Genomic DNA, 15,699 nt, shown 5'->3' on the forward strand with positions numbered 1-15,699 from the left:
ACCGTTCCGCCTGCGCCACGGTCGGTGGCGTGGCACACCGGCTCCCCGCTGACGAACTGCCCGGCCCACCGCGCCCTGCGGTCGACGTCACACCGCCCGGGCGCCCCGCAACCTCCCCCTCCCGCGCCCTACGCCGTTCTCGCCAGGCCGACGTCCCACGACGGACCGCCGACGGCCGTCCGTGGCGGCTGGCAACGGTCCGCATGGCCGGGGCCACAGAGCGGTCCGTTGCGGCTGACGACGGTCTACGGCAGCCCGACGGCTGTCCTCGCGGCCGTGGCCACGAAGCGGTCCACAGCGGCTGACCGTGGTCCGAGGCAACCCGACGACCGTCCGCACGGCCGTGGCCACGAAGCGGTCCGCGGCCACGATCGCGGCCGATCACGGCCACGACGACATGCCCGCGCGGGCATTCCGCATGACGGTACGCCGCGGTGGCGTTCACGAGCGACCGACCGCCCGCAGTCCCGCCCCGGCTCCCGACACGGCGACCGCGCCGTCCGTGTCCGTGCGAAGCACCACCGCGCCACCCGCCCTGAGCGCGTCGACGGTGCGCGGGGAGGGGTGCCCGTACGGGTTGTCCCTGCCGACGCTCACCAGGGCGAGCCTCGGGTGCACGCCGCGTATCAGAGCGGAGTCCTGATGAGCGGAACCGTGATGGGCCACCTTGAGCACGTCCACGTGCGGCAACTGCGGGTGTCTTCGCAGCAGCCCCTGCTGGGCCGGGGGTTCGAGGTCGCCGAGGAGCAACAGCGTCGGCCCGCCGGTCCGGACGTACAGCGTGATGCTGGAGTTGTTGGGCTCCCTCGGCAGGAACTCCCCCGGCAGCACGGAGGCACCGCCCGCCGCCCCGCCCGGCCCCACGCCACCCGTCGGCCAGAGAACCTGCCAGTCGAGCGGACCGAGCCGTCGCCGTTCACCGGGGACGGCCCGGATCAGGGGTACGCCCGACGCGGCGGCCGTTCTCCGTACGAACGCGGCCTGGTCCGGGGGTTCGTCCAGGCTCGTCGTCTGGATTGCCCCCACCGCTCTGCCGCGGAGTACCCCCGGCAGTCCCCGGACATGGTCCGCGTGGAAGTGTGTGAGCACTAGGAGCGGCACCTCGGAGATGCTCAGCTCGTCCAAACACCGGTCGACGAGCCCCGGTTCGGGCCCGGTGTCGACGACCACGCCCCTGGCACCCCCTGCGGCCAGCACCAGCGCATCCCCCTGCCCCACGTCGCACATCGCGAACGCCCAGTCGGGAGGCGGCCATCCGGTCAGCACCCGGGTGAGCGGCACCGGGCGGAGCACCGCGAGGACCAGCAGCAGCGCGGCCGCCGCACAGACCCATGGGTGGCGCACCGCACGACGGACGAACAGCACCACCAGGACCGTCAGCGCGGCGAGCAGCAACGCCCCCTTCCCGCCGTCGGGCCAGTCGATCGCCGCCCCGGGCAGCGCCGCCCCGGTGCGGGCCACCGAGCCGATCCACCCGGCGGGCCATCCGGCGACCCGGGCGAGCGTCTCCGCCACCGGCATGGCCACCGGCGCGACGGCGAGCGCGGCGAACCCCAGGACCGTGGCCGGGGCCACCGCGAACTCGGCCAGCAGATTGCACGGGACCGCCACCAGGCTGACCCTCGAGGCGAGCAGCACGACGACCGGCGCACACACCGCCTGCGCGGCGGCGGCCGCGGCCAGCGCCTCGGACACCCGGGGCGGGAACCCGCGCCGCCGCAGCGCGCCGCTCCAGTGGGGCGCGATGGTGAGCAGGGCCCCGGTGGCGAGCACGGAGAGGACGAAGCCGTAACTGCGCGCCATCCACGGGTCGTACAGCACGAGCAGCAGGACCGCTGCGGCCAGGGCCGGGATCAGCGATCTGCGGCGGCCCGTGCCGATGGCGAGCAGGGTGATCAGTCCGCAGGCCGCGGCCCGCAGCACGCTCGGCTCGGGCCGGCAGACGATGACGAAGGCGAGCGTGAGCCCTCCGCCGAGCAACGCTGTCAGCCGCAGCGGGATGCCCAACCGGGGCGCCAGGCCACGACGTTCGGCGCGCAGCGCGGTGCCCGGCGGCCCGATCAGGAGGGCCAGCAGGATGGCCAGATTGGCACCCGAGACCGCCATCAGGTGGGTGAGGTCGGTGGCCCGGAAGGCCTCGTGCAGTTCCGGCGAGATCCGGGACGTGTCGCCGACCACCAGCGCGGGCAGCAGCGCCCGGGCGTCGGGATCGAGCCGCTCGGTCGCCTGCCGCAGGCCGCCCCGCAGCGCACCCGCCGTGCGCTGGACGAAGGAGGGCGGCCCGATGATGCGGGGTGGGCCCTTGCCCTCCGGCCGCAGCACAGCGGCGCTGCGCTCCCCCTCGTGCAGGGGCGGCGCCAGCCGGCCGCCGATGCGCAGTCGGGTGGAGGGGAGCAACTGCTGCCACCGGTCCGTCGACCCGCCGGGCGGGACGATCAGCAGCACCGGCGTGCTCAGCCGCGTGACCGCGCCGTCGGGCCCGGTCAGCCGCGTGATCTCGGCGTCGATGAGGAACGAGACGGGTGTGCTGTGGTCCCCGCGCACCCGCGGCACGGTCCGCCGGGCGTCGGAGGTCACGGTCACCTCCGCCTCGACGCTCTCGAAGCGCTGCGCCAGGTCGTGTACCGGCCCCTTCCGCACGTCCGCGCTGTGCAGTCCTGCCGACGCGGCACCGACGGCGGCGCAGAGCAGCACCGCCGCGATGGCGGTCGCGGTGGTGTACGACCACCGTCCGCCCGCCCCGCTCCCGCCGTCGGCCGCCTCTCCCCCGGTGCCGGCTCCGGGCCTGCGGGGCCCACCGGCCGTCGAGACCCTCGGCAGCGCCAGGAGCACCAGGGCCGTGCCGACACAGAGCATCGCGCCCGTCGCCGTCCACCACCCGGGCGCGCTCAGCGCGAGTGCCGCCCCGGCCCACGCCGCGATCGCCGGTGGGACCAGCCTCAGATCCGCCGGCCCCTCCCGCCGAGGGTCTGACGCCCCGGGCCGATCGCTCGACACCGGCCGGCTGTCCGGCACCGCGTGGGTCTGCGCCGGATTCATGGCCCCACCAATGGCCGGAGGTCGGCGAACCGCCGGTCACCGATGCCGTTGACCTCGCGGAGCTCGTCGACCGACCGGAAGCCGCCGTGCCGCATGCGGTAGTCGATGATGTGCTGAGCGAGCACCGGTCCGACGCCCGGCAGTGTGTCGAGTTGATCGACGGTCGCGCTGTTGAGACTGACCGGCCCGGTCGCGGAGCCGGAACCGCCGCCCGTGCCGCCGGGGGATGCCCCGCCGTCGACGACGGGAGAGCCCGGCGGGGCACCCACCACGATCTGCTCCCCGTCCACGAGAACCCGCGCCCGATTGAGCCCGGTGAGGTCGACGCCCGACCGGGCTCCGCCCGCTGCCCGTAGCGCGTCGGCGACCCTGGCACCGGACGGCAGTCGCTGGATCCCTGGCCGCCGCACCTTCCCGCTCACGTCCACGACGACGTGAGCGGCCTCCTCTGCGACGGGCTTTGCTCCGGGCGACGGCCCGGGGACCGCGGCGTCACCGGGCGCTGGGCGCGCCGCCCCGGCCCGTGCGGCCTCGCCGACCAGGTCTGGGGGCCGCACGGGATGCGGACGCGCCGACCAGAAATGTGCCCCCGCGAAGCCCACGGCCACAGCGAGGACAACGGCCAGTGCGGCGAGGGTCTTGGGCTCCACCCCGCATCTGAGCTGCAGCCATACCGGAATCCGCTTCCGCAGCGCGGGCCCCGTCCGCGCCCGCAGGCCCGGCAGTGCGGAGCCGTTCCCCGGGGGCGGGGCCGGTGGGGGCGTCGTGCTCGAACGAAGGGGCGGTGTGAGGGCGGCGTCCGGTGCCGTCCCAGGTAACGGGCCCGGCGCCACGAGCGGGTCGGGGTCCGGACCGGTGGGCGCCCCAGGCACGGACCGCGTGCCCGGTTCACCGTCCGCCCCTCCCATGAGCGCGTCCGCGCGACGGCGCGCGGTCGCAGCCACACCGTCCCTGCTCCCACGCGACGCCCGCCGTCGTCGTCCGGGGCCGAGACCGGAGCCGCCACGACCACGCCCCGGTCCGCTGCTACTGCCGCCATCGGTCGCGCGAAGTGTGCTGGTCGTACGGAGTGTTCGCAGAGTCATGCCTCACGACGGTAGGCACATTCACCCGAACCTGCTGGGCCGATCCGATTTCGGTGGACAACGAGCCAGTTGTGAACAACTCGGCCACACCGAGGAGTGAAATCCGGGGACCGGCCGGAACGCGGGCCGGGAGTCCCACAGGCCGGAGGCCCCGAGGCCCACCGGTCGCAGACCACGAGCCGGACATCGAACCCGAGGGCTGCGGCTCCGAGCCGAAGACAGCATCCGCGGACTGCGACTCCGAACCGAAGACGGGATCCAAGGGCCGAGGGCCGAGGGCCGAGAGCCGACGGGGCGGGCCAGTGCCAACGGGCGCGGGCCCAGTACCAACGGACACGGGCCCGGAGTCGAAAGCCGGGAGCGGTCCGGCCTCAGCGTGGCGAGACCACCGCTCCGAGCAGACCGGGTCCGGTGTGCGCGCCGATCACCGCACCCACCTCGCTGACGTGCAGATCGACCAGGCCGGGCACCCGCTCGCGCAGCCGTTCGGCGAGCCGCTCGGCCCGCTCCGACGCCGCCAGGTGGTGCACGGCGACATCCACCCGCGTGCTGCCCGCCGCCTCCGCGACGATCTCCTCCAGACGCGCGATCGCCTTCGACGCCGTCCGTACCTTCTCCAGCGGCTCGATACGGCCGCTCTCCAGCCGAAGCAGCGGCTTCACCGCGAGCGCCGATCCCAACAGCGCCTGAGCGGCGCCGATACGGCCGCCCCGGCGCAGATAGTCCAGCGTGTCGACGTAGAAGTACGCGGACGTGCCCGCGGCCCGCTTCTCCGCGGCCGCGACGGCCTCGTCAAGGCTTCCGCCCTCCACCACCGTCTCCGCCGCCTCCAGCGCGCAGAACCCGAGAGCCATGGCGACCATTTGGGTGTCCACCACACGTACTGGAACCGGCGCGTCCTTCGACGCGAGCAGCGCGGCGTCGTATGTGCCCGACATCTCGGCGGACAGGTGGAGCGAGACGATGCCGGAGGCTCCGGCGTCGGCCGCCGCTCGGTACGCAGCCGCGAAGACCTCCGGGCTGGGCCGGGACGTCGTCACGGGGCGGCGCTTCTGGAGCGCCGAGGCGAGCTCGCGGGCGGAGAGCTCCGTGCCGTCCTCCAGGGCCTGATCGCCGAGGACGACGGTCAGAGGCACCGCGATGATGCCGTGCCGTTCCATCGCCTCGGGCGGCAGATAGGCCGTGGAATCGGTGACGATCGCGACATGGCGGGACATGAGCGGGAGGTTACCTGGCGGGCCCACCGCTCGGCAGTCCGACCCCGACCGATGGACCGCTCCCGCTGACTTCAGGCCACATCCTGGCGCTTTCGGCCACCGAACGGTTCAGGTCGTCGTTTCCGGCCGAGCCGTCTTCTGCCACGGGTATTCGGGCTGGATACGGGGGTCCGGAGCCGGTATGGCCCGCTCCCGGCCGTCGGCCGCCCCGTGCTCGTGCCGCTGGTTCCCGTTCCCCTGCCCCTGCCCCTGCCCGCCACGATCGGCCTGCCCCCGGCCCTCTGCCTGTGCACGACCGTCGGTCTGCGTGTGAGCGTCGGGCCGCGGGTCCTGGCTCCGCTCACGGACGGGCTCGTTCGGCTCGACCGTCCAGTGCCGCAGCGCTCCGGCCTCCATGTCGATCTGCGCGTTCAGCGCCTCCAGATCGTCGTCGACGAACCGCCGTGCCCGGTCCCGGGCGGCCCAGCGCAGCGAGTCCGCCGAATGCGTGATCCGCTCCGTGCGCTCCTTCAGCTCCGGCAGCAGTGCGGCGACCGTCGCCCGGTCGGGCTCGCGCTCCAGCTTCCTCAGATCCTCGTCGAGCTCGCGTCCGTGCACACTGAGCCGCCGGAAGAGGTCCAGTGACTCCGAGAGCGAGGCGTCCTCGACGACCCCCGCCCGCAGCGCCTCCTGCGTGGCCCGCATCGACGTGCGCAGCGAGAGCCGCAGCTGCGCGAGCTCTCCGCCCACACCCGTCTGGCCGTAGCTCTTCGCGCGCAGCGTGGTGTCCTCGACCGCGCGGCGTGCCTGGACGATCGTGCGGTCCACACCCCGCTTCGCCGCGCCGATGGCCTTGACGCTCGCGTACACCCCCAGGGCGATGAACGCGAAAAAGAGCAATCCCAGGATCAGGATCACGGCTTCCATGAGCGCCCCTCGGGTGTCGTATCGGTGCCGGCCACTCCACCGTAAACGCTACGGGCAGGCCGCGGGTTCCTTCGGAACCCCCAACCTGCCCGTAGGGGAACGCCCCCAGTCACACGGGGCGGCCTGCCGGTCGCCTGTCCGTGCCCGTCACGCGGCGACGCCCACCGCCGTTCAGGCGGGAACGATGTTGACCAGCTTCGGCGCCCGGACGATCACCTTCCGGATGCCCGCACCGCCCAGGGCGGCGACCACGGCCGGGTCCGCCAGGGCCTGGGCCTCCAGCTCCTCGTCCGAGATCGTCGGCGGGATCTCCAGGCGCGCCTTGACCTTGCCCTTGACCTGCACCACACAGGTCACGGTCTCGTCCACGACGTACGCGGGGTCGGCGACGGGGAAGTCCTGGTGCACCACGGATCCGGTGTGGCCCAGACGCCGCCACAGCTCCTCGGCGATGTGCGGGGCCAGCGGTGCCACCAGCAGCACCAGCGACTCGGCGACGCTCCGGGACACCGGGCCGCCCGTCTTCGTCAGGTGGTTGTTCAGCTCGGTGACCTTGGCGATGGCGGTGTTGAAGCGCATGCCGGCCATGTCCCGGCCGACCCCGTCGATCGCCTTGTGCAGCGCGCGCAGCGTCTCCTCGTCCGGGTCCGCGGCGACGACCGTGACCGCGCCGGTCTCCTCGTCGACGATGTTGCGCCACAGCCGCTGCAGCAGCCGGAACTGGCCGACGACGGCACGCGTGTCCCACGGCCGCGAGACGTCCAGGGGGCCCATGGCCATCTCGTACAGGCGCAGCGTGTCCGCCCCGTACTCGGCGCAGATCTCGTCCGGCGTGACGGCGTTCTTCAGGGACTTGCCCATCTTGCCCAGGACGCGGCTGACCTTCTCGTCCTGGTAGTAGAACTTCCCGTCACGCTCCTCGACCTCGGCCGCCGGGACCGCGATACCTCGGCTGTCCCGGTAGACGTACGCCTGGATCATGCCCTGGTTGTACAGCTTGTGGAACGGCTCGGAGGACGAGATGTGCCCCAGGTCGTGCAGCACCTTGGACCAGAAGCGGGCGTACAGCAGGTGCAGCACGGCGTGCTCCTGGCCGCCGACGTACAGGTCGACGCCCCCGGTCGGCTGCCCCTCGCGCGGGCCCATCCAGTACTGCTCGATCGCGGGGTCGACCAGCTTCCGGTCGTTCCGCGGGTCCAGGTAGCGCAGCTCGTACCAGCAGGAGCCGGCCCAGTTGGGCATGGTGTTGGTCTCGCGGCGGTACTTTTTCGGGCCGTCGCCCAGGTCCAGGGTGACGTTGACCCACTCGGCGTTCCGGGACAGCGGCGTCTCGGGCTGGGTGTCCGCGTCGTCGGGGTCGAAGGTGCGCGGCGAGTAGTCGTCGACCTCCGGCAGCTCCAGGGGCAGCATCGACTCGGGCAGCGCGTGGGCGACGCCGTCCTCGTCGTAGACGATGGGGAACGGCTCGCCCCAGTAGCGCTGCCGGCTGAACAGCCAGTCGCGCAGTCGGAAATTGACGGTGCCCTCGCCGACACCGTGCGCCTTCAGCCACTCGGTGATCTTCGCCTTGGCGTCGACCACGCCCAGCCCGTCCAGCGAGATCTCGTCGTTGGCGGAGTTGACCAGCTTCGCATCGTACGAGGCGAAGGCGTCGTCCCAGGTCGAGGGGTCCGTGCCACGGTCGTCCGACGGCTCGACGACACAGCGCATCGGCAGCTCGAAGGCGCGCGCGAAGGCGAAGTCGCGCGCGTCGTGCGCCGGGACGGCCATGATCGCGCCGGTGCCGTACCCCATCAGGACGTAGTCGGCGATGAAGACCGGGACCTTCTCGCCGCTGACCGGGTTGGTCGCGTACGCGCCGGTGAAGACGCCGGTCTTGTCCTTGGCCTCGGCCTGCCGCTCCACGTCGGACTTGGCGGCGGCCAGCTTGCGGTATGCGGCGACGGCCTCGGCCGGGGTGGCGTGTCCACCGGTCCATACCGGATGGGTGTCCTCCGGCCAGGCGTCCGGAACGATCCGCTCCACCAGCTCGTGCTCCGGCGCCAGCACCATGTAGGTGGCCCCGAACAGAGTGTCCTGCCGGGTGGTGAAGACGGTGATGGCGTCCGCGCCGTCGACCGGGAAGTCGACCCGCGCGCCTTCGGAACGCCCGATCCAGTTGCGCTGCTGCAGCTTGATGGCCTCGGGCCAGTCCAGCCCGTCCAGATCGTTCAGCAGCCGGTCGGCGTAGGCCGTGATACGCATGTTCCACTGGCGCAGCTTGGCCTTGAAGACCGGGAAGTTCCCGCGCTCGGAGCGCCCGTCGGCCGTCACCTCCTCGTTGGCCAGCACGGTGCCCAGGCCGGGCGACCAGTTGACCGGCGCGTCGGAGGCGTACGCCAGGCGGTACTCGCTCAGGATGTCCGCGCGCTCGACGGCGCTCAGCACGCTCCAGTCACGGCCGTCCGGGGTGGGACGGGCACCGCTCTCGAACTGTGCGACCAGCTCGTCGATCGGACGGGCCCGGTCGGCCTCGGCGTCGTACCAGGAGTTGAAGATCTGCAGGAAGATCCACTGGGTCCACTTGTAGTACTCCGACTCGATCGTGGCGAACGAGCGGCGCTTGTCGTGGCCCAGACCCAGCCGTCGCAGCTGGGCCGTCATGTTCTCGATGTTGGCCTCGGTGGAGACCCGCGGGTGTGTGCCGGTCTGCACGGCGTACTGCTCCGCGGGCAGGCCGAAGGCGTCGAAGCCCAGGGTGTGCAGCACGTTGTGCCCGGTCATCCGCTGGTGACGCGCGAAGACGTCGGTGGCGATGTAGCCCAGGGGGTGTCCGACGTGCAGCCCCGCACCCGAGGGGTACGGGAACATGTCCATGATGAACTTTTTCGGTTTGGCGGCCAGCTCCGGGTCGCCCGCCAGGTCACCGGTCGGGTTCGGCGCCTCGTACGTGCCCTCGGCGTCCCAGAAGTCCTGCCAGCGTGCCTCGATGTCGGCGGCCATCGCCGCCGTGTAGCGGTGCGGCGCAGCCGCCTCGGCTGCGGAATTCGTCTCGCTCATGGTCCTCAAAGCTCCATCGATCGTCATCTGCCAGCGCCCACGTCTACGGACACGCGTCTACGGAAACGAAAAATCCCCTCGCACAGGAGGGGACGCCGCGCCGATTCCGACCAGGCATTCTCACCGGTCGGGACTGATCAGCGCGGCTCGCTAAGCAGAAGGCGTACGGCACGCATGGCGCCAGGGTACCGCACGGCCCCGGAACCGGTCGGGCGTGACCGGCCCTCGGACAAGTGGCAGGGCCTCCTCCGCACAGCTCACGTTCCACCGCCCGGGCGAACCCCCGCTTCGGGACACGCTTCCGCGCACGGCGCCGACCGACTCGCCGGGCCGATGCGCCGGATCGGCCGCCCCGCGCGTGGGCCGACACGCGGACCGGGGCACGCACCGGCGCACAAGCCCGGCGTAGGTACCCGATGTGCCCGATGTGCCCGATGCACGAACTCGACGCACTCGATGCGCCCGGCGCTTCCGACATACGCATACGAGAAGCGGGTCACCCCTTGAAGGATGACCCGCTTCTCGTTCTTCACTGTGGAGCTAAGGAGAATTGAACTCCTGACCTCCTGCATGCCATGCAGGCGCTCTACCAACTGAGCTATAGCCCCGCGTTGTCCGCCTTCCGGTTCCCCGTGGCGACATCGAGAACATTACCGGTGACCCCGCCACTCCACCAAATCGTTTCGCGCCTGACCGGATCCGACCTGTTTTGTCGGCGCCATGAGCCACCTGTTACGCGGTCTCAGGCGGTGGCGAAGGAGTAGAAGCGCTTGAGTGTGCAGTGCTCGTCCAGCAACCGCCCGTAGATCGGCTCTCCCTCCAGCTCCCGGTAGGTCTCGATGGGGTCGCCTTTTATGATCAGCGCCCGGGCGCACTCCTCGCACCAGTACTGGTACTCGGGATTGACCGGGTCCATGTCCCTGACGATGGGCGTACCGCTGCCGCACCAGTCGCACTTCCGCCTGTGAGCACCCATGGGTCAGCTCCGGCTTCGCTCGCCGACGGCGGACACGTGAAGGATCCGGCCGTCGGCGCCGCGCGCGCGGGGCCGGCCACCGGCGGGCCGGTCGGCACGAGTGCCGCGGGTACGGATGCGACGTCCGGGGACAAGGGCCAGGTTCGGGACCTCGTGGCGGCTCGCAGGCATCGCGCGCGCTCCCTCCCGTTCGGTCCGTAGCCCCCTCCGGCGCTCCGATTCTGCCATGAGCCTGCAAGAGGGGCAGCCCACCGCGGATCCGGCCGGTCACCACCGCCTCCCGAGCGCCGGCCAAGCCCCCGCCTCCCGGGATCCGCCGGGGCGAATCCGCCGGTGAGCAGAGCCCCTTGGCATCGCACAGGTCGCGATCCGACCCGCCCGGACCACCGTCGTACGACACGGCCGCACCACACGGAGCAGCCTGGCCGGAACGGGAGCGAGCGGCCACACGACGCCAACTCCCTTAGGGGACACCGCTGAAGAGGAACGTGGACGGTGACGGCACGTCAACAGGACCGACACCGAGGGCATCTCACCCTCGGGCGGCACCGGAAAGAGGAACGAGGGACGGAGGAGAACGGGCGGACATCGTCGCGACGGGCGCCGCAGAACCTGGCGCCGAGCGGCGGAGCGGCTGAGCAGCGCAGCCGTACGGAGCCAAGGACTCCATGTCGACAGGAACGCAAGGATCCCGCCCCTGACAGGGACGGGATCCTTGATTGTGGAGCTAAGGAGAATTGAACTCCTGACCTCCTGCATGCCATGCAGGCGCTCTACCAACTGAGCTATAGCCCCGCTGTTCGCTTTGTTTCTTGCGTTTCCGCCCCGCGAACAAGAAGAACTCTAGCCTGTGACCAGCCAGAAAGTGAAATCCGGCAGCTGCCGCCCCACGCGAGGCCCTCCCGGGGCTCCGCAAGGACCTTCTTACGGCACCGGCCCCGGCGAGAGCCCTGCCACGAGAGCCCGGCTATGTGTCGTCGCCCAACACCGGCTCGGGGAGCGTGCCCGCATTGTGCTCCAGCAGTCGCCAGCCGCGCGCGCCCTCGCCGAGCACCGACCAGCAGCAGTTGGAGAGTCCGCCGAGCCCTTCCCAGTGGTGCGACTCCAGGCCCAGCAGCCGACCGATGGTGGTGCGGATGGTGCCGCCGTGGCTGACCACGACGAGCGTGCCGCTGTCGGGCAGCTTGTCGGCGTGTTCGAGTACGACCGGTGCGGCCCGGTCGGCGACCTCGGTCTCCAGCTCCCCGCCGCCGCGGCGCACCGGCTCGCCGCGCTTCCACGCGGCGTACTCCTCGCCGTACCGTCCGACGATCTCCTCGTGGGTGAGCCCCTGCCAGGCGCCGGCACAGGTCTCGCGCAGTCCCGCGTCGTGCGCGACCTCCATGCCGGTGAGCGTGGCGAGCTCGGCGGCCGTGGCGGTCGCCCGTCGCAGATCGGACGCGACGATCGCGTGCGGCTTCAGCGAGGCGAGCAGCCGGGCGGCCCGTCGGGCCTGTCCGACGCCCGTCTCGGTGAGCGGGATGTCCGTGGAGCCCTGGAACCGGTGCTCCAGGTTCCACGCTGTCTGGCCGTGTCGCCAGAGAACGATCTTGCGGCCCCTGCCGCTCCTGCTGCCGTTCAGCTCCGCTCGCCTTCCGTGCTGCCGGTGAGCTGGGCGTGCTCCTCGGCCTTGCCCCGGGTCTTGACGGCGTCCTCGGGGAGCTCGATCTCGGGGCAGTCCTTCCAGAGGCGCTCCAGCGCGTAGAAGACCCGCTCCTCGTTGTGCTGGACGTGGATGACGATGTCGACGTAGTCCAGGAGGATCCAGCGGGCGTCGCGGTCGCCCTCGCGGCGCACCGGCTTGGCGCCGAGCTCCTTCAGGAGCCGTTCCTCGATCTCGTCGACGATGGACTTGACCTGGCGGTCGTTGGGCGCCGAGGCCAGCAGGAAGGCGTCCGTGATCGACAGCACATCGCTGACGTCGTACGCGATGATGTCGTGTGCGAGCCGGTCGGCGGCAGCCTGGGCGGCGGTGTTGATGAGCTCGATGGAGCGGTCCGTGGCGGTCACAAGCAGGCTTTCGTCGGCGGTCGGTTCACCCTCGCGGGGGTCGCTGAGAACCTCCCGGAGGCTGCTGCTCGTCCCGGTCGTGTCGGCACGCGGCCGTCCGGTACGCACGACCGCGGTCCGCCGGGGCGGCCTCCTGGCGGAGCAGTCGGGCCGTTTCGGCGGCGCCGCAGACGTACGCGCCGGGCGTCGGGGGCCCGGCCGAGATCTTCAGCACCCTCCTAGGGTCTCACGGACCACCGACAGCCCACACAACAAACGTTCGGAGAGCTTCCGGCATCGGCAGGGAGACCCGCCCGGGCCGGGCGACGGGGACCGGCCGGGCCCCGATCCCGGGCCCCGGGCCGGGTGGCCGAGGTCCGGCACCGGCGCCCGGGGCCCAGCTCAGGTCATTTGGCCTTGTAGTCCTGCCCGAGCAGGACGGACACGACCGCGTTGGAGAAGGGGCTCCCCTGCTTGACCGCGCTCGTCGGCAGCCCCAGGGTCTTGGCGACCTGCGTCGCCGTCTCCTTGTCCTCGGGCTTCTTGTAGATCACCTCGGACGACGCCGACGTCTCGGTCGCGCTGCTGCCGACGAAGATGTACCCGCCATTGACCAGCTTGATCCGGGCGGATTCCAAGCCGTCCTTGCCACCGGTGGCGTTCTTGATGGCGACACGCACCGCCGCACCGGCCTCCGGAGCCTTCACCGTGCCGCCCAGGATGTCCTTGACGACGCTCTCGGCGGCCGTGTCGCTGAGTGTGCCGTCGGCCTGCGCCGCCAGCAGCGTCGTCTTGTAGTCACCCATCTTGGCGTGCCGGGCGAGCTTCGCCAGGGAGGCGCCGAGGTCCTTCTCGGGGAGCGAGGGATCGAGGATCTGCGCCAGGGTCTGCACGGTGACGGTGGCGGCCTTCGGGTCGTCCGAGATCTTCCGCAGCACGCCCCGCAGCACCTCGCCGAACCGCATGAGCTGCTTCGCCTCGTCCTCGCCGGGTGCCCGGTAGGTGGCGTACGCGACGGCCATCCGGCCGCTCAGGGTCTGCGCCTCCCCCTTCTTCACCATTGGAGAGGCGTCCTTCTTCGTGTCGGGCACGTCGGTGTCGGTGTCGATGTCGATGTTGCCGACGAGGTCGACGAGGGTCTCCAGGTAAGGAGTGTCGAGCCGCCACGTGCCGCTGATCCTGGTGCCGAGCAGCGTGTCGATCGACTCGCGGGTGCCGGTGGTGCCGTCGTCCTCGACGGACTTGCCGAGGGTGGTCGTGGCGCCCTCGTCGTCGGCGACCGCGAGGGAGTTGGGGAGCAGGACGGTGCTCCCCTTCTTGGTCGTCACGTTGTCGACGAGCAGCGCCGTGGAGGTGCCGCCCTTCTTGGTGTCGTGGAGGTGGACCACGATGACGTCCCGCTGCTGCGGGCCGGTCGCCGCGATGCCGTCCTTCTCCGAGTCGGAGAGGCCGGGGAGCATCCCGGCGGACCACAGACAGCCGACGCCGCCGACGATCACGAGAGCCGCCACGACTATCAGCGCGACCATGCGATTGCGGCCGCGGCGTCGCGCCTCCTCGCGCCGTTCGCTGCGGCTCTCGGTGAACTTGAGCCAGTCGATGACGTCTTCGGAGTCCTCGTCGGGCTCCTCGATGAAGGAGAACTGCTCGGTGCGGTAGTCAGGACGGCGCTGCCCTGGGACCGTCGACTCCGATTCGGCCCCGGTCTCCGGCCGCTGTTCCGGCTCGGCCCGATCGGGAGCGGGTGCCCCCGGGGCGGTCGGCGCCGAGGACCCGGACGGCACCGCTTGCGCGGCGGACCGCTGCTGCGGATATGCCTCGGCCTCCTGCGGGGGAGCCGCCGCCTGCTGCGGGATGTTCCACTGCTGCGTGGTGTCGACGGCGGCGGCATGCCGGCCGGTGTCGTGGCCGTAGCCTTCGTAGCCGCCGTACGCCTGCTGTTCAGGCTGGTGCTGCTGGTGGGATTGAGTCTGATGTGCCTGCTGGGGCGCCTGGGCGGCATACGGGTCGTACGTCTGCGACTGAGCCGGATGCGCCTGCTGGGGCTGGGCGTAGGGGTCGTATCCGTATCCCTGACCCGCTCCGTAGCCGCTCTGATCAGTGCCGTTGCCACTCTGGCCGGTTCCGTGGCCACCCTGGTCGGCCGGGTACGAGTGCTGCTGGGGCTGCTGCGGGTGCTGAGTCTGCTGGGACGCGTACGGGTCGTATGCGTCGTACGCCTGCGGTCCGGCCTGCTGGTACACCGGCTGCCCGTACTCGTCGTAGCCGACGATCTGCGGCTGCTGGTAATACGGGTCGTACGGGTTCTGTCGGTCGTTCACCGGTGCCCCTCTGGCTCATTCGCCGCGGTACAGCTGGCGCTTGTCGATGTAGCGAACCACACCGTCCGGCACCAGATACCAGACCGGCTCCCCCTGCGCGACCCTCTCGCGGCAGTCCGTGGACGAGATCGCGAGCGCGGGCACCTCCACGAGGGAGACGCCGCCCTCCGGCAGTCCGGGGTCGGTGAGCGTGTGGCCCGGCCGTGTCACACCGATGAAGTGGGCGAGCGAGAAGAGTTCGTCGGCGTCCCGCCAGGTGAGGATCTGGGCGAGCGCGTCGGCACCGGTGATGAAGAAGAGATCCGCGTCACCGTGGATCGCGCGCAGATCCCGCAGCGTGTCGATGGTGTACGTCGGTCCGCTGCGGTCGATGTCGCTCCGGCTGACCGAGAACTGCGGGTTGGAAGCCGTCGCGATGACCGTCATCAGATAGCGGTCCTCGGCCGGGGAGACGCGCTTGTGGCTCTTCTGCCAGGGCTGCCCGGTCGGGACAAAGATCACCTCGTCGAGGCGGAACTGGGCGGCCACTTCGCTGGCCGCCACCAGGTGTCCATGATGGATCGGGTCGAACGTCCCGCCCATCACGCCGATACGGCGTTTTCCGCTGCCGGTAGGCATTTCCTGCTCTTCCATGCGTGCAGAGCCTACTGGCACAGTTGTTCGCCTTCGCTTCAGCGGTCGCGGTTGAAGCGGGTGGTGATCCACAGCAGGAGCATCAACGCGATGAACGCGCCGCCACCGACGATGTACGGGTTGAGGCTCGGGTGGTTGCCACCGTGCTCGCCGCCCTCGGCGGCAAGGGTGACCAGCTGGTGCGCGGTGCTCGTGAGGCTCATCTTCGGCAGGACCTTCGATCGGGGGTCGGAAGCAGGACGTCGCGCACATCGTATGCGGGCGCCCCGGGCGTGCTCACGCCGACTCAGTCGTTGTCGCCGTCATCACCGTTGCCGCGGTATCCGCGGAGCAGGAACCAGGCGAGCAGCACCGCTCCGACGAGCGCGGCGAGCAGCACGATGCGGAACGTGCCACCGAGCCCCTGGTCCTCGGAAGCGGCGGCGAGCAGGGCAACGGTATGTGGCATCTCGGGC

At 71.3% G+C, this 15,699-nt stretch carries 12 protein-coding genes and 2 tRNA genes; all 14 read right to left on the reverse strand.

Features of this window, described 5'->3' with window-relative positions; all coding sequences use genetic code 11:
* Positions 1 to 441 precede the first annotated feature (441 nt).
* The 14 genes from AB0E67_RS09450 to AB0E67_RS09515 all read right to left on the reverse strand — a co-directional run bounded on the left by AB0E67_RS09450 (position 442) and on the right by AB0E67_RS09515 (position 15,692).
* The gene (locus AB0E67_RS09450; RefSeq protein WP_362023105.1) at positions 442 to 3,039 is read right to left on the reverse strand and encodes a ComEC/Rec2 family competence protein; all 2,598 of its coding nucleotides are present in this window, start codon (positions 3,037 to 3,039) and stop codon (positions 442 to 444) included.
* Entirely contained in the window at positions 3,036 to 3,689 is a 654-nt protein-coding gene (locus AB0E67_RS09455) for a ComEA family DNA-binding protein (RefSeq protein WP_362023108.1), read from the reverse strand. Before AB0E67_RS09455 ends, AB0E67_RS09450 begins: the two co-directional genes overlap by 4 nt.
* Positions 3,690 to 4,495: 806 nt before the next feature.
* A complete protein-coding gene (locus tag AB0E67_RS09460) occupies positions 4,496 to 5,341 on the reverse strand; it encodes a DegV family protein (RefSeq protein ID WP_362023111.1) in 846 nt (281 codons plus the stop codon).
* A gap of 108 nt (positions 5,342 to 5,449) precedes the next feature.
* Entirely contained in the window at positions 5,450 to 6,247 is a 798-nt protein-coding gene (locus AB0E67_RS09465) for a hypothetical protein (RefSeq protein ID WP_362023114.1), read from the reverse strand.
* 171 nt (positions 6,248 to 6,418) lie between these two features.
* Positions 6,419 to 9,286, reverse strand: a complete 2,868-nt coding sequence (leuS, locus tag AB0E67_RS09470; protein WP_362023116.1) for a leucine--tRNA ligase — start codon at positions 9,284 to 9,286, stop codon at positions 6,419 to 6,421.
* 535 nt (positions 9,287 to 9,821) lie between these two features.
* Positions 9,822 to 9,894 (reverse strand) — tRNA-Ala (locus AB0E67_RS09475).
* A gap of 134 nt (positions 9,895 to 10,028) precedes the next feature.
* Entirely contained in the window at positions 10,029 to 10,262 is a 234-nt protein-coding gene (locus AB0E67_RS09480) for a hypothetical protein (protein WP_026277450.1), read from the reverse strand.
* Positions 10,263 to 10,984: 722 nt separating this feature from the next.
* A tRNA-Ala gene (locus AB0E67_RS09485) sits at positions 10,985 to 11,057 on the reverse strand.
* Between the two features lie 172 nt (positions 11,058 to 11,229).
* A complete protein-coding gene (locus AB0E67_RS09490; RefSeq protein ID WP_362023616.1) occupies positions 11,230 to 11,883 on the reverse strand; it encodes a histidine phosphatase family protein in 654 nt (217 codons plus the stop codon).
* A complete protein-coding gene (rsfS, locus tag AB0E67_RS09495) occupies positions 11,880 to 12,311 on the reverse strand; it encodes a ribosome silencing factor (protein ID WP_362023119.1) in 432 nt (143 codons plus the stop codon). The genes AB0E67_RS09490 and rsfS overlap by 4 nt, the downstream gene beginning before the upstream one ends.
* A gap of 386 nt (positions 12,312 to 12,697) precedes the next feature.
* Positions 12,698 to 14,611 carry an LCP family protein gene (locus AB0E67_RS09500; protein WP_362023122.1) on the reverse strand — a complete coding sequence of 638 codons (1,914 nt, stop codon included), beginning with the start codon at positions 14,609 to 14,611 and terminating at the stop codon, positions 12,698 to 12,700.
* Between the two features lie 15 nt (positions 14,612 to 14,626).
* Entirely contained in the window at positions 14,627 to 15,244 is a 618-nt protein-coding gene (gene nadD, locus AB0E67_RS09505) for a nicotinate-nucleotide adenylyltransferase (protein ID WP_351519841.1), read from the reverse strand.
* Positions 15,245 to 15,282: 38 nt separating this feature from the next.
* Positions 15,283 to 15,447: a hypothetical protein gene (locus tag AB0E67_RS09510; RefSeq protein WP_362023125.1), complete on the reverse strand. Its 165-nt coding sequence runs from the start codon at positions 15,445 to 15,447 to the stop codon at positions 15,283 to 15,285.
* Between the two features lie 83 nt (positions 15,448 to 15,530).
* On the reverse strand, positions 15,531 to 15,692 hold the full coding sequence (locus AB0E67_RS09515) for a hypothetical protein (protein WP_199883162.1): 162 nt from the start codon (positions 15,690 to 15,692) through the stop codon (positions 15,531 to 15,533).
* Positions 15,693 to 15,699 lie beyond the last annotated feature (7 nt).

It is taken from the genome of Streptomyces sp. NPDC032161 (assembly GCF_040636995.1).
Taxonomy (GTDB): domain Bacteria; phylum Actinomycetota; class Actinomycetes; order Streptomycetales; family Streptomycetaceae; genus Streptomyces.